We start from the raw sequence: 22,949 nt of genomic DNA on the forward strand, positions 1-22,949 counted from the left end.
TTCGTGAGCGCGCGCCAAGAGCCGAGGGGCGCTCAGGATCCGTCGAGAGGGCGTCAGCGGTGAAGGCAGCGGTCACCCGGGTCGCCGGACTCGCGGCATCCGTCGTCATCGTCCTCTGGGGTGCGGCGACGCTGGTGTTCCTCGCGTTCCGCGTGATCCCGGGTGATCCGGTCTCCGTCATGCTCGGACCGCAGGCGCAGGTCAGCGAAGAGGTCAAAGACAGCATCCGCGCGGAACTGGGGCTCGATCGCCCCCCGTTCGAGCAGTACGTCACGTTCATCGGCCAGCTCGCACGAGGAGACCTCGGCGAGTCATATCAACTGCGGATGCCGGTGGCCGAGGTCATCGGTCGCCAGCTGGGGTCGACGCTGCAGCTCTCCGCGTTGGCGCTGCTCATGGCGGTGGTGCTCGCCCTGTCCGTCGCGCTGCTCGTGCGAGGTCGCACCGGGCGCACGGTCGCCGCGGCGATCGAACTCGTCATCCTCTCTTCACCCGTCTTCTGGATCGGCCTGATCCTGCTCAGCGTCTTCGCTTTCGGACTCGGCTGGTTCCCGGTGTCAGGTGCGCGCAACCCCGCGACGATCGTGCTGCCTGCGATCACGCTCGCGCTGCCGGTGGCCGCACTGCTCAGCCAGGTGTTGCGCGACGGCCTCGCGCAGGCCGAGCGGATGCCGTTCGCCGAGACTGTGCGTGCGCGGGGTGCGAGCGCGTCGTGGTTCACTCTGCGGCACGGCCTCAGGCACGGCGCGGCCAATGCGGTGACTCTCGCCGCCTATCTGACCGGATCCGTGCTCGGAGGAGCGGTCCTCGTCGAGACGGTCTTCGCCAGGGCAGGTCTCGGCCGGGTGACTCTCGCCGCCATCAGCAACCGCGATCTGCCGGTCATCACCGGCATCATCCTGCTCAGCGCGATCGTGTTCGTGGTCGTGAATCTCGTGGTCGAGCTGCTGCATCCGCTCATCGATCCTCGTCTGCGGGCCGGTCGAGGGGGCGCCCGGTGAGACGGGCGCAGATCGTGCTGCTGTGGTGCGCCGCGGCGGTGCTTGTCTTGCTCGCTTTCGCCGCGGTGTTCCCGGGCGTGCTCGCCACGCACGACCCTCTGCAGACGGATGTGCGGGCTTCGCTGCTGCCGCCGAGCGCAGACCACCTCTTCGGCACCGATCAGAGCGGGCGCGACGTCTACTCGCGGGTGGTCTATGGAGCCGGGCGCTCTATCGGCATCGGCTTGCTCGCTACGGGGGTCGCCCTCGCGGCGGGACTCCTCGTCGGGTCTCTGGCCGGGCTCGCTCCCCGGGGTGTCGATGCCGCACTCATGCGGGTGAATGACGTGCTGATGGCGTTCCCCGAGTTCCTGGTCGCGCTCGTGGTGGTGGCGGTGCTGGGGCCAGGGCCCCTGAACATCGCGATCGCCGTCACCCTCGCGGCCGTGCCCGTCTACATCCGCCTCGCCCGCGTGCAGACGCGAACGTTGCGCGGCGCAGAGCATGTCGAGGCCGCTCGCATCCTCGGAGTGCGCCCGGTGCCCGCCTTCGTGAGGCACGTCGTGCCCGGTGTGCTCGGGTCGCTCAGCGTCCTGGCGACGATCGGCATCGGATCGAGCATCCTCGCCGCGGCTGGACTCAGCTTCCTCGGTCTCGGCCCGTCGGAGCCGACGCCCGAATGGGGGCTGATGCTCGCCGGCGGACGCAACGTGCTCGGTCAGGCCTGGTGGATCGCCGTCTTCCCCGGCATCGCGATCACGGTGACCGTGATCTCGGCGACGATCGTCGGTCGTGTGCTGCGAGCAAGGGCAGAGGGGCTGACACCGTGACCGCCGTGCTGCAACTCGAGGGTCTGCGCATCGACTTCGGAGGGACGCCCGTGGTCGACGGTGTGTCGCTGTCGGTCGCACGAGGTGAATGCGTGGCGATCGTCGGAGAGTCGGGAGCAGGCAAGAGCCTCACGGCCAGGGCTCTGCTCGGGCTCGCTCCGCCAGGCGCGCACGTGGCGTTCGACCTACTCGTCGTCGACGGCACGGACACCGCCCGCCTCGGCGAGCGCGGCTGGCGGGCGCTGCGCGGTGCCCGCATCGGACTCGTGTCGCAGGACGCACTGGTGTCACTCGACCCGCTGCAACGCGTGGGATCGGAGATCGCCGAGCCGCTTCGCCTCCACGGGCTCGCATCGGGGAGGGCTGTGCTGCGCGAACGGGTGCAGGACCTGCTGCACCGCGTCTGGATGCCCGACGCGGCTCGACGGGCCCGTCAGTATCCGCATCAGCTATCCGGAGGGCTCAGGCAGCGGGCGCTGATCGCCTCGGCCATCGCCGCCGAACCTGCAGTCCTCGTCGCCGACGAGCCGACCACCGCGCTCGATGCCACCGTGCAGGCGCGGATCCTCGGACTGTTGCGGGACATCGCCGACGCGGGCACCGCCATCGTGTTCATCAGTCATGACTTCGCCGCCGTGCGGAGGATCGCCGATCGGGTGCTCGTGATGCGCAACGGCATCGTCGCCGAGTCCGGGCCCGTCGATGAGGTGCTCAAGAAGCCGCGGCACGAGTACACGCGACAGCTCATCGCGGCCACGATCCACGAGCCGCGCGCAGAGCGCGAGGGGGAGCCCGCACCGGTGCTCGTGGCCGCCGGTGTCACGAAGGCATTCGGCGACCTCGTCGCGGTGAAGGACGCGTCGTTCTCCGTGGCCGCCGGACGAACACTCGGCATCGTCGGGGAATCCGGATCCGGCAAGACGACGCTGGCGCGCATGATCGTGGGCGTCGAGGATGCGGATGACGGCGCCCTGCGGTGGATCGGGCAGCACCGGGTGCAGCTCGTGCACCAGAATCCGCTGGGGGCCTTCGATCCGCGGTGGACGATCGGGAGATCGCTGAGAGAGGCGCTCGCCGCCGGGGGTGTGCCTCGACACCTGCGAGCAGCTCGCGTCGCGGAGCTTCTCGCCGAAGTCGATCTCGATCCCGTGCTCGCGGGCCGTCGGCCGATCGCCCTGTCAGGCGGGCAACGTCAGCGCGCGGCGATCGCACGGGCGCTCGCAGCCGACCCCGAGGTGCTGGTTCTCGACGAGCCGGTGTCGGCTCTCGACCCTTCGGTGCGCGAAAAGGTGCTGCAGCTGCTGCTGCGCCTCCAGCGAGAACGAGAGCTGACGATGATCTTCGTGTCGCACGACCTCGATGTCGTCGGCGCGGTGGCCGACGAGGTGCTCGTGCTGCAGAACGGCGTGATCGTCGAGCAGGGAGCGGTCACCGACGTGTTCGCTTCGCCGCAGCATCCGTTCACCCAGGAGCTGCTCGAGGCGAACCGCCCCGTCAGTCCGTGACCTGGATGCCGATCCCCGCGGCGAGCAGCGATGCCAGCTGCTGCACCTGGAATCCGGTGAGCGTCGTGCCCCGCAGGCTGTTCGCATCGAGGAACGCCGAGGCATCGAGCCCGCGGAGGTCGACGTGCGTGGCGCGCATCGCTCGGGTGTCGACCTCGTCAGACCGAGTGCCGCTGAAGCGGATCCGAGTGAGCTCGGCCTGAGGCATGTCGATAGTGCGGATGCCGCAGTCGCGGATCTCGACGTCGGTGGCCTTCGCTGCCCCGAGATTGAGATAGTCGATCCGCACGTCGCTGAGCTGCAGCTCGTCAATGCGAGCACTGCTCAGATCGAGCGTGCCGATGCGGCCCCCGCTGATGCGCACGCGGCGAATGCTCGCATCCCGCATCTTGAGCGACGCGATGCGGACGCCGGTGAGGTCGACGTCGATGAGCGTGGCACCGGTCAGGTCGACCGTGTCGGCGTCGGCGGCGACCGTGCACTGCTCGAGCGAGGCATGGGCGAGGTCGACCGTGCCGTCGAGGTCGAGGCTCGCTGCGATCAGATCCGCGCTGCGATGTGCTGCGGCAGGCGCGAACTCGCGAGGAAGGTCGGGCGGCGAGACGCGGGGAGCCACGGGGGATGCGGGGGAGCGGGCCATGCTTCGAGGGTAGGGGGTGGGTGCGACAGAGCTTGCGCCCGTGTGCGCGTCTCAAGGCCGTGTGCGCTTCGGAAGGCAGGATTGCCGCTGAACGGCCTTGCGAGGTGCATCTGGCCTTCGGGAGCGCACGCCCGCCGCCGCGCGTACAATGGAGACACGAGCATCGATCCGGACATCACCGGGGAGCTCTCGGAAGAACGGTCGGTCTCGAAAAGGGCCCGGCTCAGTAGAACCGAGCGGGGCAGGCCCGTCACAGCCGCAGTGAGAGTGGCTCCGCCGTGAGGCGCGGCACGCGAGGTGGTACCGCGGTTCCCCGGGATGAGATTCCGGACGGATCGTCCTTGCAGCAGCATCCGCCACGACTCCTGCGAGACGACATGACCTATCCGCGTTCCTCCTTCGGCCCCGCCGCCGACCAGGCTGCCTCCGTCGCACCGAGCCCTCGGTTCCCCCAGATCGAGCGTGAGGTGCTCGACTTCTGGGAGACCGACCAGACCTTCCGCGCCTCGATCGAGCAGCGCGAGGGCAACGACGAGTGGGTGTTCTACGACGGCCCGCCGTTCGCCAACGGCCTGCCGCACTACGGTCACCTTCTCACCGGGTACGCCAAGGACGTGTTCCCGCGCTTCCAGACCATGATCGGCAAGAAGGTCGACCGCGTCTTCGGCTGGGACACGCACGGTCTGCCGGCCGAGCTCGAGGCCATGAAGCAGCTCGGCATCACCGAGAAGAGCCAGATCGAGGAGATGGGCATCGACGTCTTCAACGCGAAGGCGAAGGACTCGGTGCTGAAGTACACGCACGAGTGGCAGGACTACGTCACACGTCAGGCTCGCTGGGTCGACTTCGAGCGCGGCTACAAGACGCTCGACCTCGGCTACATGGAGAGCGTGCTCTGGGCGTTCAAGACCCTGTTCGACAAGGGGCTCGCCTACGAGGGATACCGGGTGCTGCCGTACTGCTGGCGCGACGAGACCCCGCTGTCGGCGCACGAGCTGCGCATGGACGACGACGTCTACCAGGACCGTCAGGACCCGTCTGTCACCGTCACGTTCCCGCTGACCGGTGCGAAGGCCGAGGCCCTCGGACTCACCGCCGTGCGCGCCCTCGCCTGGACGACGACGCCCTGGACCCTTCCCACCAACCTCGCGCTCGCCGTGGGGCCCGACATCGAGTACGTCGTTCTGCCTGCCGGCCCCGGTGGCGCAGCCGACGTGCACCAGATCGCCGGAACGACGGATGCCGCTGTCGAGGCGTCGTCCCACCGGTATCTTCTGGCGCGCGAGCTGCTCGGCGGCTACGTCAAGGACCTCGGTTACGAGAGCCTCGACGACGCGCTCGGCGCAGTCGACGCGACCGTCCGCGGCGCCGACCTCGCGGACGTCACCTACGACCGGCTCTACGACTACTACGCCGATGCCGAGACCTACGGCACCGAGAACGCCTGGCGCATCCTGGTCGACGACTACGTCACGGTCAGCGACGGCACCGGCATCGTCCACCAGGCTCCCGCCTACGGTGAGGACGACCAGCGGGTCGCCGGCGCCGCCGGCATCCCGACGATCCTGTCGCTCGACGACGGAGGACGCTTCCTGCCGAACGTCACCGACGTCGCCGGACAGCTCTGGATGGACGCGAACACGCCGCTGATCCGCCTGCTCCGTGCCGAGGGGCGTCTGCTGCGCGAGCAGAGCTACGTGCACTCGTACCCGCACTGCTGGCGCTGCCGGAACCCCCTGATCTACAAGGCCGTGTCGAGCTGGTTCATCCGCGTCACCGACATCAAGGACGACCTGCTCGCGAACAACGAGCAGATCACCTGGGTGCCCGAGAACGTCAAGCACGGTCAGTTCGGCAAGTGGCTCGAGGGCGCGCGCGACTGGTCGATCAGCCGCAACCGCTACTGGGGCTCGCCGATCCCGATCTGGAAGAGCGATGACCCCGAGTACCCGCGCGTCGACGCGTACGGCTCTCTCGAAGAGATGGAGCGCGACTTCGGCACGCTGCCGCGCAACCCCGAGGGTGAGATCGACCTGCACCGCCCCTACATCGACGACCTCACGCGTCCGAACCCCGACGACCCCACCGGCAAGAGCACGATGCGCCGCATCGAGGACGTCTTCGACGTGTGGTTCGACTCGGGCTCCATGCCGTATGCGCAGGTGCACTACCCGTTCGAGAACCAGGAGTGGTTCGACACGCACGCTCCCGCCGACTTCATCGTCGAGTACATCGGACAGACGCGCGGCTGGTTCTACGTCATGCACGTGCTGTCGACCGCGCTCTTCGATCGTCCGGCGTTCACCGGTGTCAGCTGCCACGGCATCGTGCTGGGCAACGACGGCTACAAGATGTCGAAGTCGCTGCGCAACTATCCCGATGTCTCCGAGGTCCTCGACCGTGACGGCTCTGACGCCATGCGCTGGTTCCTCATGTCGAGCTCGGTGCTTCGCGGTGGCAACCTCGCGGTCACCGAGGAGGGCATCCGCTCCGGCGTCCGCGAGTTCCTGCTTCCCCTGTGGAACTCGTGGTACTTCTTCGCGACGTACGCGAACGCGGCGAAGCCGGGCGGGTACGAGGCGACCTGGCGCACCGACTCGACCGACGTGCTCGACCGGTACATCCTGGCTCGGCTCGGCGATCTCGTGCGCGACGTGCGGGCCGATCTCGAAGGTCTCGACTCCACGACGGCATCCGCTCGTCTGCGCGACTTCGCCGAGGTGCTCACCAACTGGTACATCCGTCGCTCGCGCGACCGGTTCTGGGAGGGCTCGAGCACCGACGCCTTCGACACGCTCTACACCGTGCTCGAGACGCTGACCCGTGTCGCGGCCCCGCTCGTGCCGCTCATCAGCGAGCGCGTGTGGCAGGGCCTGACAGGCGGACGCAGTGTGCACCTGCAGGACTGGCCGGACGACACCGCGTTCCCCGCCGCCGACGAGATCCGCGATGCCATGGATGCCGTCCGTGAACTGTCGAGCGTCGGCAACGCGTTGCGCAAGAAGGAGAAGCTGCGCGTGCGCCTGCCGCTCGCTCGTCTCACGGTCGTGTCGCCGTTGGCCGGGACGCTGGGCCAGTTCGAGGACATCCTCCGCGAGGAGCTCAACGTCAAGTCGGTCGAGCTCGTCGAGGCGACCGAGACTACGGCAGCCGACTACGGCATCGATCACCGCCTCAGCGTGAACGCCCGCGCGGCGGGTCCGCGCCTGGGCAAGGACGTGCAGAAGGCGATCCAGGGCGCGCGGAACGGCGACTGGTCCGAGACCGATGGCATCGTGACGGCCGGCGGCATCGCGCTGGAGCCCAGCGAGTACGACCTCGTGCTCGAGACCACCGGCCGCCCCGAGGGGGAGGCCCTCGCGATCGTGCCGAGCGGCGGATTCGTGCTGCTCGACACGCAGACCACACCCGAGCTCGAGGCCGAGGGGCTCGCGCGCGACGCCATCCGCGTCGTGCAGGAGGCCCGCAAGAACGCTGATCTCGACGTGAGCGACCGCATCGTGCTCGCGCTCAACGTGAGCCCGGCCGACGCCGAGGCGCTGCAGGCGCATGCAGAGCTGATCGCGGGGGAGACCCTCGCTGTGGCGTTCGCGGTGCACGGCACCGACGAGATGAGCACTCTCGTGCAGGACGTCACCAGCCCGGGCGACGGCGTCTTCCGCAGCGGGGCGACCGCGCTCGGCGCCGACAAGCGTCCGATCATCGTCACGATCGACGTCACGATCAAGGAGCCCACCGCATGAGCGCGCGTGACAAGGCCGATGCCGTCTACGAGAAGCTGCTGAGCCGTGCGGGCGAGCGCTGGGTGCAGCCGCGCAAGGAGCGCACCGCGCGCATCCTCACGTACCTCGACGACCCGCAGCGCACCTATCGCGTCGTGCACATCACGGGCACGAACGGGAAGACGTCGACCGCCCGGATGATCGAGACGCTGCTGCGCGCCCACGGTCTGCGCACCGGCCTCTTCACCAGCCCGCACCTCGAGCGCTTCACCGAGCGCATCATGATCGATGGCGAGCCGATCGGTGATGCGGAGGTCGTCGACGCGTGGAACGAGATCGAGCCCTTCGTCGAGATCGTCGACGCCGAGCTCGAGGCCGCGGGTGAAGAGCCGCTCACGTTCTTCGAGCTGCTCACCGTGCTCGCCTTCGTGGCCGTGGCCGATGCCCCTGTCGACGTGCTCGTGCTCGAGGTGGGCATGGGGGGCGAGTGGGACTCGACCAACACGGCAGACGGCGATGTGGCGGTCTTCGCGCCCATCGACATCGACCACGCAGACCGTCTCGGCAGCACGATCGCCGAGATCGCGAAGGTCAAGGCAGGCATCATCAAGGAAGGCGCGGCCGTCGTCTCGGCGCACCAGCCTGCGGAGGCCGCCGAGGTGCTGCGTCGCGTCGCCGCAGAGAAGAACGCCACGATCGCGTTCGAGGGCGAGGAGTTCGGACTCGCTGATCAGAAGCTCGCCGTCGGCGGACAGCTGCTGACCATCCGCGGACTCGCGGGCGCCTACGTCGAGGAGTACCTGCCGCAGTACGGGGCGCACCAGGGGCACAACGCGGCCCTCGCGGTCGCCGCCGTGGAATCGCTCATCGGGGGTGCCGAGCAGCCCATCGCCGCCGACATCATCTCCGAGGGGCTCCAGGGGGCGACCTCGCCCGGACGCCTTCAACTGCTGGGGATCGCTCCGACCGTGATCGTGGACGCTGCGCACAACCCGCACGGCGCCGCCGCGCTCGTGCTCGCGATGGACGACAGCTTCGACTTCGACGAGTGGGGCGTCGTGCTGGGTGTGCTCGGCGACAAGGACGCCGCCGGCATCGTCGCGAAGCTCGCGCCCGCAGCGGCGCACGTCTTCGCCACCGCGCCGGAGTCCGACCGCGCCAGCGACGCAGATCTCATCGCCGACCTCGTCGAAGCGACGGGACAGCGGGCGACCGTGCATCCGACCCTCGCGGAGGCTGCTGATGCCGCACGGGAGTGGGCGGCATCGTCCGACCGCCGAGCCGTCGTGATCGCCGGGTCGGTCGTGCTCGCAGGCGAGGCGATCGCCCTCGCCGAGGCAGAGGACTGGAAGTCCGGGTGGCACGCGTGACCGCCGCCTCCCCGGCTGCGCGTCCTCCGCGTCCGCCCCGCACGCTGGTGCAGAAGCTGGCGCCGATCGTGCTCGGATTCGAGTCCATCGTCGTCTTCCTCGCAGGTCTCACGGTCTTCGGGCTGAAGTCGCTGCCTGCCGGCATCCCGCAGTGGTGGGGGATCGTCGGCGGCGCGGTCGTCGGACTCGCGTGCATCGCCGTGGCCGGGATGATCACGAAGCCCTGGGCGATCACCGCAGGGTGGATCCTGCAGGTCGTCATCGCTCTGGCGGCTATCCTGGTGCCCGCGATCCTGCTCGTCGTCGTCGTTTTCGGCGGCATGTGGGGGTATGCGACGATCATGGGGGCCCGATTGGACGCACGACGTCCTGACGGGCCCACGACTGAGACTCAGACAGAGAGTGAATGACATGGCCACCGAAGAAACCCTCGTCCTCGTAAAGCCCGATGGTGTAGCCCGCGGCCTCACCGGCACGATCCTGGCGCGCATCGAAGCGAAGGGATACTCCCTCGTCGACATCCGCCTGGTCGAGCCCGACCGCGACGTGCTCGCCGAGCACTACGCCGAGCACGAGGGCAAGCCGTTCTACGAGCCCCTGCTCGAGTTCATGCTTTCGGGCCCCTCCGTCGCGATCCGCCTCGCGGGCAACCGCGTCATCGAGGGCTTCCGGTCGCTCGCCGGCACGACCGACCCCACCACGGCCGCACCCGGCACGATCCGTGGCGACTTCGGTCGCGACTGGGGCCTCAAGGTGCAGCAGAACCTCGTGCACGGCTCGGACAGCCCCGAGTCGGCCGCACGCGAGCTCGGCATCTGGTTCGACTGACCGATCCGCTCACGATGAAGCCCGCCGCGCGAGATCGTGCGGCGGGCTTCATCGTCGGATCGTGGGATCAGAAGATGATGCGGGCCATCTCGCCGAGGAAGTCGAGACCCTGCAGCTGAGCCATCATGATGATGACCGCGTAGGCCAGGATGGTCGCCAGCGGAACCCAGACCATGAGCTTGTCCGCACGCTCCTGGGCCTTCTCGTTCTGCGTGAACGTGCCGTTGCGAGTGAGATGCAGCATCGTCGCGAAGAACGTCGGGATGGTCACAGCCCAGGTCACCATGCACCACGGGCACAGCACCCCGAGATTCGATGCATACAGGCTCTGGCCGATCAACCAGCACACGAGACCGAATGCGAACGTGATGCCGGCACTGAACGCCGCCCAGAACCATCGGGGAAAACGGGCTCCAGCGAGGATCGCGACGCCGATGACCAGAGGCGCCATCCATCCGGTCAGCCCGAGCAGCGGGTTGGGGAATCCGAAGATCTCGCCCTGCCACGAGCCCAGGTTCTTGCTGCACTGGATGAAGGGGCTCACATCGCAGGCCAGAGCATCGGTCGGGTTCTCGAGAAGGACGAACTTCTCGACCGTGAGCTGGAAAGCGGCGAACCAGCCGATGACGCTCGCGATGATCAACCACACGGCATAGACGACGGGGCGGGTGCGCTGCTCGCTCATGTGTGGATTCTCTCAGCGATCGCTATGTATCGGGCGTGAGCGCGCCGGAGAAAACGACGCGGAGTCCCGACGATGCCGCGAACCGGCGCACTTGGTGCGATAATGGCCTGTGATGCATCGCTCGACCCTGTCGCGGTGGGCATCGACGCAGACTTCGGGGCCGTATGCCCCTCGTGATCAGAGCCATGAGCCGGTCGCACACCGAATGAGTTCGCGGCACCTGCGGGTGCCGCATGAGAGTTAGCGGAACACGAAGTGTCCGCGCGAGGAGCAAGCCAGAGATGGCCGATGACAACAATGACTACGACGCCCCTACCCTCGACTTCTCTGCGGATGCTGATGCACCCGCAGAGGTAGTCGCCGACGCTCCGGAGGCCGACGGCACGTCCGACGCTCCGGAAGACGGCGCGGGTTCGACCGCTGAGACCTCTGCTGACGAGGCTCCTGCTGGTGAGGCTCCTGCTGAGGAGGCTCCTGCTGGTGAGGCTCCTGCTGAGGAGGCTCCTGCTGAGGAGGCTCCCGCCGAGGCAGCTCCCGTTGAGGACGCTTCTGCTGCGGACGCCGCTGCTGCTGACGCTCCTACCGAAGAGGCCGCCGCCGAGTCCGCTCCGGAGAAGCCTGAGGCACCCAAGCCCCTGACAGCTGTGTCGCTGGGGCTGCTGCCCGAGGTCTTCGTCTCCCAGGTCTCGACGCAGCTGCACTTCTACGCCCCCGAGGTGCTGCCCCTTCCGGCTCGCCCGGGCCGAGAGCGCGTGTTCGACCGCATCGCCGACCGCGAGCTCGAAGAGCCTGCCGGACGCCGTGGCCGTCGCCGTCGCGGTGGTTCCGACGACGTCGAGCCGCGTGAGCAGCGTGAGCCGCGTGAGTCGCGCGAGCAGCGTGATGAGCCGCGCCAGCCTCGCCAGCGCGTCGTCGAGTACATCACCGAGCCCAAGGCGATCAAGGGGTCGACGCGCCTCGAGGCGAAGAAGCAGCGCCGTCGTGACGGAAGGGATGCCGGTCGTCGGCGTCCGGTCGTCACCGAAGCCGAGTTCCTCGCACGTCGTGAGTCGGTCGACCGCAAGATGGTCGTCCGTTCCAAGAACGGTCGGACGCAGATCGGCGTCCTCGAGGACGGCGTGCTCGTCGAGCACTACGTCGCGCGCAACCAGGATGCCTCGCTGATCGGCAACGTCTACCTCGGCCGCGTGCAGAACGTGCTGCCGAGCATGGAGGCCGCGTTCGTCGACATCGGCCGTGGCCGCAACGCCGTGCTCTACTCCGGCGAGGTCGACTGGGACGGCGTCGAGACGGGCAACCAGCCGCGTCGCATCGAGCTCGCGCTCAAGGCGGGCGACCGCGTCCTGGTGCAGGTCACCAAGGATCCGATCGGCCACAAGGGTGCTCGTCTGACCAGCCAGATCTCGCTCCCGGGCCGCTACCTCGTGTACGTGCCCGGCGGTTCGATGAACGGCATCAGCCGCAAGCTGCCCGACAACGAGCGCACGCGGCTGAAGCGCATCCTCAAGGAGGTTCTGCCCGAGTCCTCCGGCGTGATCGTCCGCACGGCGGCCGAAGGTGCCACCGAAGACCAGCTCACGCGCGACGTTCAGCGGCTGACCAGCCAGTGGGAGCACATCCGCAAGCAGGTCGAGAGCCAGCAGGCACCGGCGCTGCTGCACGCCGAGCCCGACCTTCTCGTCAAGATCGTCCGCGACGTCTTCAACGAGGACTTCACGAAGATGCTCATCCAGGGCGAGGAGGCCCAGCGCACGATCCGCGCCTACCTCGAGAGCGTCGCACCCGACCTGCTCGAGCGCGTCGAGTCGTATGAGGACGAGAGCGATCCCTTCGACGTGTTCCGGATCACGGAGCAGATCGAGAAGGCGCTCGACCGCAAGGTCTGGCTGCCGTCCGGTGGCTCGCTGGTCATCGACCGCACCGAGGCCATGACGGTCGTCGACGTCAACACCGGCAAGTTCGTCGGCTCGGGCGGAAACCTCGAGGAGACGGTCACCAAGAACAACCTCGAGGCCGCGGAGGAGATCGTCCGCCAGCTGCGTCTGCGCGACATCGGCGGCATCATCGTCGTCGACTTCATCGACATGGTGCTCGAATCGAACCGCGACCTCGTGCTGCGCCGCCTGATCGAGTGCCTCAGCCGCGACCGGACGAAGCACCAGGTCGCCGAGGTCACATCGCTGGGCCTCGTGCAGATGACCCGCAAGAAGCTCGGACTCGGCCTGCTCGAAACGTTCAGCGAGGCGTGCGACGTGTGCGCCGGCCGCGGCGTCATCGTGCACCACGACCCGGTCGTGAAGCACCGCTCGAGCAGCAACGGCAGTGGCAACGGCAACTCGCAGTCCAACCGTCGCCAGCGCGGCGGCAACGGCCAGTCGCAGAACTCGGCTCCGGCCGCGGTGACGACGCACAGCATCCCCGAGGGGGCGAAGTCCGCGCTCGCGCAGATCGCGGCCTCGACGCGCGTTCCGAATGCCGACGAGCCGACGGAAGCCGTCGCTCCCGCCGTGGAGACGACGGAAGCTCCTGCCACGCAGGAGCGTGCCAAGAAGCCCCGCAAGAAGCGCGGATCCGACCGCAAGTCGCCCAAGTCCCCGGCCGAGGCGCTGCTCGATTCGGTGCTCGATGCTCTTCCCGAGCCGAAGGCTCCGGGTCAGGGGCGCGGTCGTCGCCGTGTCTCGACCGCCGCGCTCACCGGCACGCCCATCTCCGTGAACTCCGAGCCGTCAGCGCCGGTCGCGGGCGGGGATCCGCAGTCCTGACGCGATCAGTCGCCTGACCAGCTCCTTGCCGCCGACATGCTGTGCGCCGGCGGCAAGGAGCCGGGGGATGAGCTCTTCGGGGACGTCGTAGTGGTCGAGGTCGAAGGCGCGCGCAGGCACGTCGTGCGACCTCGCGAAGGCGTGCAGCTCCTGCAGGCTTTCGTCGCTGACGAGATGAGCCCACAGGCGCCCGTGCGCGGGCCATACGGGGTCATCGACGAGAACGGTCATTCCTTCAGCCTATGACCGGACACACCGGGCAGCGCGTTTTGCCACAGTGTCCTCCATCCGGTAAAGTAGTCCCTTGGTGCGTATGCCGCGTCGTCCTGGACGGTCGAAGCGGAGAGTCTTGCGTTCGTGCCCGTCGCCCAGCGTCGCATGCAAGCAACAGTCTTCCCGTGAGATATCGGAGCCGCGAGCTCCCCAACGAAACAGGTATGAAGTGGTTTACGCAGTAGTGCGCGCCGGTGGGCGGCAGGAGAAGGTCGAGGTCGGCACGATCGTTCAGCTCGACCGTGTCAAGGCTGCCCAGGGCGAGAAGATCGAGCTGGCCGCAGTGCTGCTCGTCGACGGCGCCTCGGTGACCACCGACGCTGACTCGCTGGCGAAGGTCAAGGTCACGGCAGAGGTCATCGGCAACCTCCGCGGCCCCAAGATCATCATCCAGAAGTACAAGAACAAGACCGGCTACAAGAAGCGCCAGGGCCACCGCCAGGAGCTCACGCGCGTCAAGATCACCGGCATCAAGTAAAGACCGAGGAGACCAGGACATGGCACATAAAAAGGGCGCAAGCTCCACCCGTAACGGTCGTGACTCCAACGCTCAGCGACTTGGCGTCAAGCGCTTCGGTGGACAGCAGGTTCTCGCCGGCGAGATCATCGTCCGCCAGCGCGGCACGCACTTCCACCCCGGCGTGAACGTCGGCCGTGGTGGCGACGACACGCTGTTCGCTCTGGCCGCCGGCGCGGTGCAGTTCGGCGCGAAGGGCGGCCGCAAGGTCGTCAACATCGTCGCCGCTGCTGAGTGATCACAGCACGACAGTAGTCATGCGATTCGGGGCGGGCTTCGGCCCGTCCCGAATTTGCGTTTCAGGCCGAATTTGCGTTTCAGGCCGGATTCGCGTGTCACACCGAATTGCGGGTCCAATTCTCGGTTCCGGCCGAGAGCTTTATTGAGGAGAGAGACATGGTCAGTTTCGTCGACACCGTGACGCTGCACCTGCGCGCGGGCAAGGGCGGCAACGGCTGTGTCTCGGTGCACCGCGAGAAGTTCAAGCCGCTCGGCGGCCCCGATGGCGGCAACGGCGGTGACGGTGGCGACATCGTGCTCATCGCCGACACGCAGACGGGAACGCTTCTCTCGTACCACCACTCGCCGCACCGCAGCTCCGGCAACGGTGGACCCGGCATGGGCGATCACCGCGCGGGGTTCATGGGCGAGGACCTCGAGCTTCCCGTTCCCGTCGGCACCGTCGTCAGGAACGCGGCCGGCGAGGTCCTGATCGACATGATCGAGCCCGGCGAGCGGTTCGTCGTCGCGAAGGGCGGGCACGGCGGACTCGGCAACGCCGCACTGGCGACGCCGAAGCGCAAGGCGCCCGGATTCGCGCTGCTGGGCACCCCGGGAGACGAGCATGACGTCGTCCTCGAGCTCAAGACCGTCGCAGACGTGGCTCTGGTCGGCTATCCCTCTGCAGGCAAGTCCAGCCTGATCGGTGCGATCTCGGCCGCCCGCCCCAAGATCGCCGACTACCCGTTCACCACGCTCCACCCGAATCTCGGTGTCGTGCAGGCGGGGGAGTCGCGCTACACCGTCGCCGACGTTCCCGGACTCATCGAAGGAGCGAGCGAGGGGCGCGGTCTCGGACTGGAGTTCCTCCGTCACGTCGAACGCTGCACCGCTCTGCTGCACGTGCTCGACTGCGCGACGCTCGAGCCCGGTCGCGATCCGATCTCCGACCTCGACATCATCCTCGGCGAACTCGCTGCGTACGAGGTCCCCGAGGGACAGACTCCTCTGCTCGATCGCCCTCAGCTCATCGCCCTGAATAAGATCGATGTGCCGGAGGCCCGTGACCTCGCCGATCTCGTGCGCCCCGATCTCGAGGCTCGCGGGTTCCGCGTCTTCGACATCTCCACCATCTCGCACGAGGGCCTGCGTCCGCTGACCTACGCGCTCGGCGACATCGTCGACAAGCACCGTGCAGAGCTCGCCGCGACCGAGGTTCCGCGTGAGCGCGTCGTGCTTCGCCCGAGGGGCCCGAAGAAGGGCTTCGAGATCCGTGTCGAGGGCGGCAGCTACGGCAACATCTACCGCATCCTGGGTGAGAAGCCCGTGCGCTGGGTTCAGCAGACCGACTTCCAGAACGAGGAGGCCGTGGGTTATCTCGCCGACCGCCTCGAGAAGCTGGGCGTCGAAGACGAGCTCTTCCGCCTGGGTGCAGTGCAGGGCTCCACGGTCGTCATCGGCGAGGCCGAGAGTATCGTCTTCGACTGGGAGCCGACCATGACGTCTGCGGCCGAGCTCATGACGGCGCCCCGCGGCACCGATCCGCGCCTGGCGCCCAACGCCCGTCGCACCACCTCCGAGCGTCGTGAGAACTATTACGAGCGCATGGATGCCAAGGCCGAGGCTCGCGCCGAGGTCGAGGCTCAGCGGCTCGCGGCCTACCGCGAGGACGGGGAGTGACCGCTCGCACGAGGGCGGATCTCGCCACAGCCTCGCGGATCGTCGTCAAGGTCGGGTCGTCATCGATCAGCGGTGAATCGTCATGGCGCATCCCCGTTCTGGTCGAGGCGCTGGCCGCGGCGCACGCGCGCGGAGCAGAGGTGATCCTGGTCTCATCCGGAGCGATCGCCACCGGCATCCCGTTCCTGCGTCTCGACGCTCGACCGACCGACCTGGCCACGCAGCAGGCCGCGGCCGCGGTCGGGCAGAACATCCTGGTCTACCGCTATCAGGAGTCGCTGCGTCCCTTCGACATCGTCGCAGGGCAAGTGCTGCTCACGACGGGCGACCTCGAGAACCCGACATCGCGCAGCAATGCACGACGAGCGATGGAGCGACTTCTCGGTCTGCGCATCCTGCCGATCGTGAACGAGAACGACACGGTCGCGACGCAGGAGATCCGCTTCGGCGACAACGACCGCCTCGGGGCGCTGGTCGCCCAGCTGATCGAGGCCGACGCTCTGGTGCTCCTCAGCGACATCGAGTCGCTGTACACCAAGCCGCCGTCCGACCCGACGGCTCAGCCCATCGACGTCGTCGCCCCCGACGCCGATCTGTCGGGGCTCGAGTTCGGATCGACCGTCGTCAACAGCGTCGGCACCGGGGGAGCCGCGACCAAGGTCTCGGCCGCGCGCCTGGCCGCTGCGTCAGGGATCGGAGTGCTCGTGACGAGCGCCGACCTGGTCGACAAGGCCCTCGCCGGGGCTGACATAGGGACCTGGTTCGAACCTGCCCTCTCTTAGACTGGGCGGATGACCGACCAGACCCCCCAGGCTCGCCTGGAGCTCGCCAAAGAGGCGTCCCGCGCCACGGCGAGGCTGACCAGCGACGACAAGGCCCGCGCGCTCGAGGCCATCGCGGTGGCTCTCGAGCTGAACGCAGCTGCGATCATCGAGGCCAACGGCCGAGACGTCGAGCGAGGTCGGTCCGACGGCATCGGCGAATCGCTGATCGACAGGCTGCGCCTCGACGAGAAGCGCGTCGCCGCTCTCGCCGCCGCAGTCCGCCAGGTCGGGGCGCTGCCCGACCCCGTCGGTCGCGTCGTGGGAGGACACCGGATGCCCAACGGCGTCGCGCTCGAGCAGGTGCGAGTGCCCTTCGGGGTCGTCGGCGCGATCTACGAAGCGCGTCCGAACGTCACCGTCGACATCGCCGCGCTCGCGCTGCGCTCGGGAAACTCCGTCGTCCTGCGCGGTGGCAGCGCCGCACGAGAGTCGAACACCGTGCTCGTCCAGATCATGCGCGGTGCGCTGCAGGGCGCCGGTGTCACACCCGAAGCGGTGCAGACGGTCGACGACTTCGGCCGCGACGGCGCCACGGCGCTGATGCACGGACGCGGATTCATCGACGTGCTGGTGCCCCGGGGCAGCGCGGGGCTGATCGAGACCGTCGTGACCGAGGCCACCGTCCCCGTGATCGAGACCGGCGCAGGCAACGTGCACATCGTGCTCGACGAGAGTGCTCCTGACGACTGGGCGCAGGACATCGTCGTGAACGCTAAGGTGCAGCGTCCCAGCGTCTGCAACGCGGTCGAGACGGTGCTCGTGCTCCGTCAGGCGGCACCGCGGCTGGTTCCGCTCGTCGCGAGCGCACTGCAGAGCGAGGGCGTTGCGATCCACGGCGACGACATGGTGGCGGGGCTCGTCTCGAACGTGATCCCGGCGACGGAGGAGGACTGGGCGACGGAGTATCTCAGTCTCGACATCGCGATCAAGGTCGTCGACACCCTCGATGATGCGCTCGACCACATCCGCCGCTACAGCACCGGCCACACCGAGTCGATCATCACCACCGATTCGCGCAATGCCGAGCGGTTCCTGGCCGAGGTCGACTCGGCGGTCGTGATGGTGAACGCCTCGACTCGGTTCACGGACGGAGCGGAGTTCGGGTTCGGCGCCGAGGTCGGCATCTCGACGCAGAAGCTGCACGCGCGGGGACCCATGGGGCTTTCCGAGCTGACCAGCACGAAATGGCTGGCGCGTGGGGCAGGGCAGACGCGCGGCTGAGGGCTAGACTAGGGGGCGCTGTGGCTCTTCGTGAGCCATGCCCACCAGCCACGAAACGGAGTCAGGATGAACCTCGTCGCACAGATCGCGATGGTCGCTGCCGAAACCGAGCACCACGGCAATGTGCAGCTCGAGACGCTGATCTTCGGCGTGATCGCGATCATCGTCTTCGCCTTCCTCGGGCTGGTCACGCTGTCTTACAAGAACGTCGCCAACCGTCACTCCGCCAAGGCCGACGCCTGGGCTGCGAAGCACGGCAAGGATGGCCACGAGGCAGGGCACGGCCACTAGGCCCGTATGAACGACACGACCTCGCGTCCGGCGCGCATCGGTGTGATGGGCGGTACCTTCGACCCCATCCATCATGGCCACCTGGTCGCCGCGAGCGAGGTCGCCCACTCCTTCGATCTCGACGAGGTCGTCTTCGTCCCCACGGGACACCCCTGGCAGAAGTCGGATGTCACTCCCAGCGAGCACCGCTACCTGATGACGGTGATCGCGACGGCATCCAATCCGCAGTTCACCACCAGCCGAGTGGACATCGACCGCGAGGGACCCACCTACACGATCGACACCCTCCGCGATCTGAAGAAGAGTCGCCCGGATGCCGAGCTCTTCTTCATCACCGGCGCCGACGCCGTGGCGCAAATTCTCAGTTGGAGGGACCATGATGAACTGTGGGAGTTGGCCCACTTCGTCGCGGTCTCGCGTCCAGGACACGTTCTGAGCACTGACGGCCTCCCCAGCGACAACGTCAGCCAACTGGAGGTGCCGGCGCTGTCCATCTCGTCGACGGCCTGCCGCGCGCGGGTGCGCGACGACGAACCGGTCTGGTACCTCGTCCCCGACGGAGTCGTTCAATACATCGCGAAGCATCATCTGTATCGGAGCAAGGCATGAGTACATCGGATCAGCAGGGTCACGGTCCGCTGACGCGAAAGCAGCTGCGTGAGATCCGGTTGACGGGTTCGACACCGGTCATCTCAGCGGAGGAGGCTGCGGCCGCGGCCGCCGTCACCACTCCGCCCGCGCCGCCGAAACCAGAAGCGCCGAAACCAGAGGCGCCCGAATCGACCGAGGTCGAGCCCGCCCCACCGGCAGCGCCGGCCACCGGCGAAACCGAGGGGGAGACCCCCCAGGGAACCACACGGCTGACCCGTCGACAGGTTCGCGAGCGCGAGCGCTCCGCGACGGGATCCGTTCCCGTCGATGAGTCCGACGCGCCGAGTGGAGCGGTTGCTGAGGACGCAGCCGAAGAGGTGACGCTCGTCGAGCCCGCATCCGAGCCGAACAGCAAGGCTCCGGCATCCGACGCGCCCGCTGCATCCGCTGACGACGATGACGACGACGACACCGCTGAAGAGGGCCTCCCCGCTCCCGTCAGCGCGTCGACGCCCCTCGACGCCGCGGGCGACGATCAGACCGCTCCCGAAGCGGGCGACACCCCCGCCGCCGTCGCCGAGCTCGGCATCGATGCCGAATCGACGGACGCGCACGACGACGTCCTGGCCGATGTGGCCGAGTCCGATGACGTCGACATCGCCGAGGGGGAGCGCCCGACGGTCAACTCCGCCTTCGGGCAGGGCCTGCTCAGCGACGACGCGGAGACCCGCAAGCCCTTCTCTCCGTCGTTCGACGAGCTGCTGACCGTCGGCGACTCGACCGGATCGCAGCATCTCGCTCCCAACACGCTCATCTTCAACCCCTCCCCAGGAGACGGGTCGCTGTCGGGCCCGGTCGCCTCCACAGGGGAGATCCTCGTGACCGGCTCATACGAACTGCCCAAGGGCCTCGGTTCGCAGGGCCACGCGCACGGCACCACAGACGGCAAGGACGTCGACGCCGTGCTCATCGACGGCGAGCTGCCCCCTGCATCCTCGCCCACGCCGATCGCCGCCAGTGCGGCCGTCAGCACCATCAAGCCCGCCGGTGAGGTCATCCGCCCACCCGCCCCCGAAAAGGGCAACAAACTCATGCTCATCCTCGCGATCGTGGCGGGTGGTCTTGCGCTCGCGCTGGGCGTTTCCCTGATCGTCGCCTTCAACTCGAATGTGTTCTAATGCAGTCACCTGAAACCGCCGAAGAGATGCTCCAGCTCGCGGCAGACGCCGCCGTCTCGAAGGGCGGTGAAGATCTCGTCGCGCTCAACGTCTCCGAGCCTCTGCCGCTCGTCGACATCTTCCTGCTCGTCACCGGAAACAGCGAGCGCAACGTCGCCGCCATCGCCGATGAGATCGAAGACAAACTCATCGAAGCCGGCCACAAGCGGGTCCGCCGTGAAGGTCGTGCGGAGGCCCGCTGGGTGCTCCTCGACTTCGGCGACCTGATCGTGCACGTCTTCCACCAGGAGGAGCGGGTCTACTACAGCCTCGAGCGCCTGTGGAAGGACTGCCCTGTCGTGCCGTTCGAGCTCGCCGACTCTGCCGCAGCAGACCGCGACTGACGTGAGCGTCCACCTGATCACCGGTGCCGGATCCGGCATCGGCTCCGTCGTCGCGCGCCGACTGCTCGACCGGGGTGATCAGGTCGTCGTGCTGGCCCGCGATGCGGGGCGTGCCAAGGCGATCACTGCGGCGCTTCCGGGTGCATCGGCTGTCGTCGGTGATCTGGCGCAGCCGGGACGACTGTCGTGGGCGCTGTCGAAGCAGGCGCTTCCCGAGCGCATCGACTCGCTGGTTCATGCAGCGGGTGTCGTCGACCTGGGACCGGTCGCCGACCTTCCCGCGAACCTGTGGGAGCGTCAGCTCGCCGTGAACCTCGTGGGGCCCGCAGAGCTGACACGCCTGCTTCTGCCGCTGCTGCGTGTCTCCGGCGCTCGGGTGGTGTTCGTCAACTCCGGCGCAGGGCTGCACGCACACGCCGGCTGGTCGGCGTACGCCGCGTCGAAGCACGGACTCAAGGCTCTCGCCGACTCGCTGCGCGCCGAGGAGGCCGAGCACGGCGTGCGGGTGACCTCGATCTACCCTGGTCGCACGGCGACACCCATGCAGGAGCGCGTGCACCAGCAGGAGGGGCGCGACTACGATCCGGCGCGCTTCATCACCGCCGACTCGGTCGCGACGACGATCCTCACCGCCCTCGATCTGCCCGACGACGCCGCTCTCACCGACCTGACGATCCGCCCTCGCGGCTGATTCTCTTCCCTTCAGTCTCTCTCTCAGCTGTCAAGCCCCTGTGGGCTTCGGGCGGCGACGTGGATGATGTGCAGTGGGGGAGAGAGTCTTGGAGGGAATCACATGTCCGGAGATCCAGATCCTAGATACGTGCTGCATCGCGTCACGCCATCGGAATGGGTGATCAACGACCGGCGGTACGAGTCGCACGATCCGCGGCACGTGGTCGCATGCGTGTACGAGTACGCAGACACCGAGGTCGAGGTCGTGTGGCTTCGTGATCTGCCTCTGGCGGTGCGTTACACCACGGCAGCCGAGGTCCTGCAAGAGGTGACCCGCGTGCAGGATTCGAGCCGGGCGACGAGGCCCATCGCGATCCCGCACCTGCCTCCCCTTCACGCGAACTGAACAGACTGCGCGGCAGGGCCCGGGGAGGGACCTGCCGCGCAGTTCTTTGCGTAGAGGGTGGGTTCAGACCGTCTCGGGGCGCTTCTTGCGGAACGGCTTCGCGGGCGTGTGCGGGCCATCCCACACTGTGATGATCCCCCATGCGACGGCCGCGATCGGCACCGACAGCACGGCGCCGACGATCCCACCGAGGATCGTTCCCGTGGTCAGGGCGAGCAGGATCACCAGGGCGTGCAGCTTGAGGGAGCGAGCCATCACGACCGGCTGCAGGAAGTTGCCCTCGAGCTGGTTGACGAGGACCACGATGCCGACCACGATGAGGGCGGCCACGGGCCCGTGGGTGACGAGTGCCACGAGCGCTGCGAGAATTCCTGCCGCGGTCGCACCGACGAGCGGGATGAAAGCCGTGAGGAAGACGATCACAGCAAGGGGTAGGGCGAGCGGGATCTGCAGGATCGCCAGACCGATGCCGATGCCGAGGGCGTCAGCCGCTGCGACGATCGAGGTGCCGCGGACGTAGCCCCCGAACACATCGACCGTCTTGTCGCCGATGCGGCGGGCTCGGTCGTAGCTGGTGCCGACGAAGGGTCGCAGCAGGAACTCCCAGATGCGCGGTCCGTCCTTGAGGAAGAAGAACAGCACGACGATCATCAGTGCGAGGCCGGTGAAGAAGCTCGCAGTGGCTGAGACGCCGGCCAGGGCTCCACGTCCGAACGAGGCGCTCGTCAGGAAGTCTCCGACGCCGGCCCAGACCTCATCGAGGTCGAACGACGCGAGGTTGAACGGCAGGGTGTCGAGCCACGCCGTCACCTGGGTGATGCCGTCGGTGGCGGAGTCGATGAGGTCGTCCCACTGCGAGCGGACCGTCAGCACGATCACCCAGACGATTCCGCCGAGGATCGCGAGGATCCCGATCAGCGCGATCCACGTCGCCAGGATCGACGGCACCCCGCGGCGGCGCATGAAGGCGACGAGCGGGTGAATGGCCGAAGCGAGGATGAGCGCGATCGTCACGGGGATGAACACCAGCGAGAGCTGCGTGATCACCAGGACGGCGATGGCGACCAGGGCGAGCACCGACAGCGTCTGCAGGCTTCGGGTGGCGGCGAGTCCGACGCCGCGTGACCAGAGGCCGGGTTCTGCGATCGGCCGTTCGCCGTCTGATGGCGGGGCCGACAGGGTCCCCGGTCGTCGGAACAGTCCCAGCACGTGCGTCCTCCACCTCGTCGAAGACCGTCTCACTGACGAGAACGGCCTGGCCTTTCTATCCGGCAAACCAAGCGATGGCAAGTCCCTGGCGCTCCGGCTCGTGATGACCTGTCGACGTCGCGCGTGCGCCCGGCCTGCGCCGACGATGAGTCACGGCAGACGA

The 22,949-nt window shown here is 68.0% G+C and carries 23 protein-coding genes; 19 read left to right on the forward strand and 4 right to left on the reverse strand.

Features of this window, described 5'->3' with window-relative positions:
• The first annotated feature begins 59 nt into the window (after positions 1-59).
• Genes RQG82_RS11950 through RQG82_RS11960 form a run of 3 tightly spaced genes read left to right on the forward strand, consistent with a single transcriptional unit; the run spans position 60 to position 3,315 of the window.
• A complete protein-coding gene (locus tag RQG82_RS11950; RefSeq protein ID WP_311259296.1) occupies positions 60-1,001 on the forward strand; it encodes an ABC transporter permease in 942 nt (313 codons plus the stop codon).
• Positions 998-1,810: an ABC transporter permease gene (locus tag RQG82_RS11955; RefSeq protein ID WP_311259297.1), complete on the forward strand. Its 813-nt coding sequence runs from the start codon at positions 998-1,000 to the stop codon at positions 1,808-1,810. The genes RQG82_RS11950 and RQG82_RS11955 overlap by 4 nt, the downstream gene beginning before the upstream one ends.
• Positions 1,807-3,315: an ABC transporter ATP-binding protein gene (locus RQG82_RS11960; protein WP_311259298.1), complete on the forward strand. Its 1,509-nt coding sequence runs from the start codon at positions 1,807-1,809 to the stop codon at positions 3,313-3,315. Before RQG82_RS11955 ends, RQG82_RS11960 begins: the two co-directional genes overlap by 4 nt.
• On the opposite strand, the gene RQG82_RS11965 is transcribed toward RQG82_RS11960, so the two are convergent.
• On the reverse strand, positions 3,305-3,955 hold the full coding sequence (locus RQG82_RS11965) for a pentapeptide repeat-containing protein (RefSeq protein ID WP_311259299.1): 651 nt from the start codon (positions 3,953-3,955) through the stop codon (positions 3,305-3,307). The genes RQG82_RS11960 and RQG82_RS11965 overlap by 11 nt on opposite strands.
• Before the next feature lie 377 nt (positions 3,956-4,332).
• Here RQG82_RS11965 and ileS point away from each other — a divergent pair, with 377 nt between their 5' ends.
• From ileS to ndk, 4 genes are read left to right on the forward strand one after another with little or no spacing between them, the layout of a single operon-like run.
• Positions 4,333-7,698, forward strand: coding sequence for an isoleucine--tRNA ligase (gene ileS / locus RQG82_RS11970; protein WP_311259300.1), 3,366 nt, complete (start codon positions 4,333-4,335; stop codon positions 7,696-7,698).
• Positions 7,695-9,047: a folylpolyglutamate synthase/dihydrofolate synthase family protein gene (locus RQG82_RS11975; protein ID WP_311259301.1), complete on the forward strand. Its 1,353-nt coding sequence runs from the start codon at positions 7,695-7,697 to the stop codon at positions 9,045-9,047. The genes ileS and RQG82_RS11975 overlap by 4 nt, the downstream gene beginning before the upstream one ends.
• Positions 9,044-9,457 carry a DUF4233 domain-containing protein gene (locus RQG82_RS11980; protein ID WP_311259302.1) on the forward strand — a complete coding sequence of 138 codons (414 nt, stop codon included), beginning with the start codon at positions 9,044-9,046 and terminating at the stop codon, positions 9,455-9,457. Before RQG82_RS11975 ends, RQG82_RS11980 begins: the two co-directional genes overlap by 4 nt.
• A gap of 1 nt (position 9,458) precedes the next feature.
• Positions 9,459-9,875, forward strand: a complete 417-nt coding sequence (gene ndk, locus RQG82_RS11985; RefSeq protein WP_028501598.1) for a nucleoside-diphosphate kinase — start codon at positions 9,459-9,461, stop codon at positions 9,873-9,875.
• Positions 9,876-9,942: 67 nt separating this feature from the next.
• Here ndk and RQG82_RS11990 read toward each other — a convergent pair whose 3' ends face one another.
• Positions 9,943-10,560 carry a vitamin K epoxide reductase family protein gene (locus tag RQG82_RS11990; RefSeq protein ID WP_311259303.1) on the reverse strand — a complete coding sequence of 206 codons (618 nt, stop codon included), beginning with the start codon at positions 10,558-10,560 and terminating at the stop codon, positions 9,943-9,945.
• A gap of 281 nt (positions 10,561-10,841) precedes the next feature.
• Between RQG82_RS11990 and RQG82_RS11995 the strand changes: the two genes are divergently transcribed.
• Positions 10,842-13,322, forward strand: coding sequence for an Rne/Rng family ribonuclease (locus RQG82_RS11995; RefSeq protein WP_311259304.1), 2,481 nt, complete (start codon positions 10,842-10,844; stop codon positions 13,320-13,322).
• Here the strand turns inward: RQG82_RS11995 and RQG82_RS12000 are convergent.
• Complete coding sequence (locus tag RQG82_RS12000; protein WP_311259305.1) at positions 13,287-13,553, reverse strand: DUF4031 domain-containing protein; 267 nt, start codon at positions 13,551-13,553, stop codon at positions 13,287-13,289. The genes RQG82_RS11995 and RQG82_RS12000 overlap by 36 nt on opposite strands.
• 211 nt (positions 13,554-13,764) lie before the next feature.
• On the opposite strand from RQG82_RS12000, the gene rplU reads away from it, so the two are divergent.
• From rplU to RQG82_RS12055, 11 genes are all read left to right on the forward strand, one after another.
• The gene (gene rplU / locus RQG82_RS12005) at positions 13,765-14,073 is read left to right on the forward strand and encodes a 50S ribosomal protein L21 (protein ID WP_072591411.1); all 309 of its coding nucleotides are present in this window, start codon (positions 13,765-13,767) and stop codon (positions 14,071-14,073) included.
• Between the two features lie 19 nt (positions 14,074-14,092).
• Positions 14,093-14,350: a 50S ribosomal protein L27 gene (gene rpmA, locus RQG82_RS12010; RefSeq protein WP_028501603.1), complete on the forward strand. Its 258-nt coding sequence runs from the start codon at positions 14,093-14,095 to the stop codon at positions 14,348-14,350.
• 158 nt (positions 14,351-14,508) lie between these two features.
• Positions 14,509-16,011: a GTPase ObgE gene (gene obgE, locus RQG82_RS12015; protein WP_311259306.1), complete on the forward strand. Its 1,503-nt coding sequence runs from the start codon at positions 14,509-14,511 to the stop codon at positions 16,009-16,011.
• Complete coding sequence (gene proB, locus RQG82_RS12020; RefSeq protein ID WP_311259307.1) at positions 16,008-16,793, forward strand: glutamate 5-kinase; 786 nt, start codon at positions 16,008-16,010, stop codon at positions 16,791-16,793. Before obgE ends, proB begins: the two co-directional genes overlap by 4 nt.
• A 9-nt stretch (positions 16,794-16,802) precedes the next feature.
• Complete coding sequence (locus RQG82_RS12025) at positions 16,803-18,056, forward strand: glutamate-5-semialdehyde dehydrogenase (RefSeq protein WP_311259308.1); 1,254 nt, start codon at positions 16,803-16,805, stop codon at positions 18,054-18,056.
• 66 nt (positions 18,057-18,122) lie between these two features.
• Positions 18,123-18,347 carry a hypothetical protein gene (locus RQG82_RS12030; protein ID WP_042537709.1) on the forward strand — a complete coding sequence of 75 codons (225 nt, stop codon included), beginning with the start codon at positions 18,123-18,125 and terminating at the stop codon, positions 18,345-18,347.
• Between the two features lie 6 nt (positions 18,348-18,353).
• A complete protein-coding gene (nadD, locus tag RQG82_RS12035) occupies positions 18,354-18,956 on the forward strand; it encodes a nicotinate-nucleotide adenylyltransferase (RefSeq protein ID WP_311259309.1) in 603 nt (200 codons plus the stop codon).
• The gene (locus tag RQG82_RS12040) at positions 18,953-20,116 is read left to right on the forward strand and encodes a hypothetical protein (protein ID WP_311259310.1); all 1,164 of its coding nucleotides are present in this window, start codon (positions 18,953-18,955) and stop codon (positions 20,114-20,116) included. Before nadD ends, RQG82_RS12040 begins: the two co-directional genes overlap by 4 nt.
• Positions 20,116-20,499, forward strand: coding sequence for a ribosome silencing factor (gene rsfS / locus RQG82_RS12045; protein WP_311259311.1), 384 nt, complete (start codon positions 20,116-20,118; stop codon positions 20,497-20,499). Before RQG82_RS12040 ends, rsfS begins: the two co-directional genes overlap by 1 nt.
• Position 20,500: 1 nt before the next feature.
• Positions 20,501-21,190 carry an SDR family oxidoreductase gene (locus tag RQG82_RS12050; protein ID WP_311259312.1) on the forward strand — a complete coding sequence of 230 codons (690 nt, stop codon included), beginning with the start codon at positions 20,501-20,503 and terminating at the stop codon, positions 21,188-21,190.
• Between the two features lie 129 nt (positions 21,191-21,319).
• Positions 21,320-21,577: a hypothetical protein gene (locus tag RQG82_RS12055; RefSeq protein ID WP_311259313.1), complete on the forward strand. Its 258-nt coding sequence runs from the start codon at positions 21,320-21,322 to the stop codon at positions 21,575-21,577.
• Positions 21,578-21,640: 63 nt separating this feature from the next.
• Here the strand turns inward: RQG82_RS12055 and RQG82_RS12060 are convergent, their stop codons facing one another.
• A complete protein-coding gene (locus tag RQG82_RS12060; protein ID WP_396653622.1) occupies positions 21,641-22,783 on the reverse strand; it encodes an AI-2E family transporter in 1,143 nt (380 codons plus the stop codon).
• Positions 22,784-22,949: the final 166 nt, after the last annotated feature.

Origin of the sequence: Microbacterium sp. WCS2018Hpa-9 (genome assembly GCF_031843745.1) — a bacterium.
GTDB lineage: Bacteria > Actinomycetota > Actinomycetes > Actinomycetales > Microbacteriaceae > Microbacterium.

Bases quoted from the DNA above. Each gene is read 5' to 3' on its own strand.
- RQG82_RS12030 (WP_042537709.1), top strand. From the start codon at position 18,123: ATGAACCTCGTCGCACAGATCGCGATGGTCGCTGCCGAAACCGAGCAC.
- RQG82_RS11975 (WP_311259301.1), top strand. From the start codon at position 7,695: ATGAGCGCGCGTGACAAGGCCGATGCCGTCTACGAGAAGCTGCTGAGC.
- rsfS (WP_311259311.1), top strand. From the start codon at position 20,116: ATGCAGTCACCTGAAACCGCCGAAGAGATGCTCCAGCTCGCGGCAGAC.
- obgE (WP_311259306.1), top strand. From the start codon at position 14,509: ATGGTCAGTTTCGTCGACACCGTGACGCTGCACCTGCGCGCGGGCAAG.
- RQG82_RS12040 (WP_311259310.1), top strand. From the start codon at position 18,953: ATGAGTACATCGGATCAGCAGGGTCACGGTCCGCTGACGCGAAAGCAG.
- rpmA (WP_028501603.1), top strand. From the start codon at position 14,093: ATGGCACATAAAAAGGGCGCAAGCTCCACCCGTAACGGTCGTGACTCC.
- RQG82_RS11990 (WP_311259303.1), bottom strand. From the start codon at position 10,560: ATGAGCGAGCAGCGCACCCGCCCCGTCGTCTATGCCGTGTGGTTGATC.
- RQG82_RS12000 (WP_311259305.1), bottom strand. From the start codon at position 13,553: ATGACCGTTCTCGTCGATGACCCCGTATGGCCCGCGCACGGGCGCCTG.
- RQG82_RS12025 (WP_311259308.1), top strand. From the start codon at position 16,803: ATGACCGACCAGACCCCCCAGGCTCGCCTGGAGCTCGCCAAAGAGGCG.
- nadD (WP_311259309.1), top strand. From the start codon at position 18,354: ATGAACGACACGACCTCGCGTCCGGCGCGCATCGGTGTGATGGGCGGT.
- ndk (WP_028501598.1), top strand. From the start codon at position 9,459: ATGGCCACCGAAGAAACCCTCGTCCTCGTAAAGCCCGATGGTGTAGCC.
- RQG82_RS11995 (WP_311259304.1), top strand. From the start codon at position 10,842: ATGGCCGATGACAACAATGACTACGACGCCCCTACCCTCGACTTCTCT.
- RQG82_RS11965 (WP_311259299.1), bottom strand. From the start codon at position 3,955: ATGGCCCGCTCCCCCGCATCCCCCGTGGCTCCCCGCGTCTCGCCGCCC.
- ileS (WP_311259300.1), top strand. From the start codon at position 4,333: ATGACCTATCCGCGTTCCTCCTTCGGCCCCGCCGCCGACCAGGCTGCC.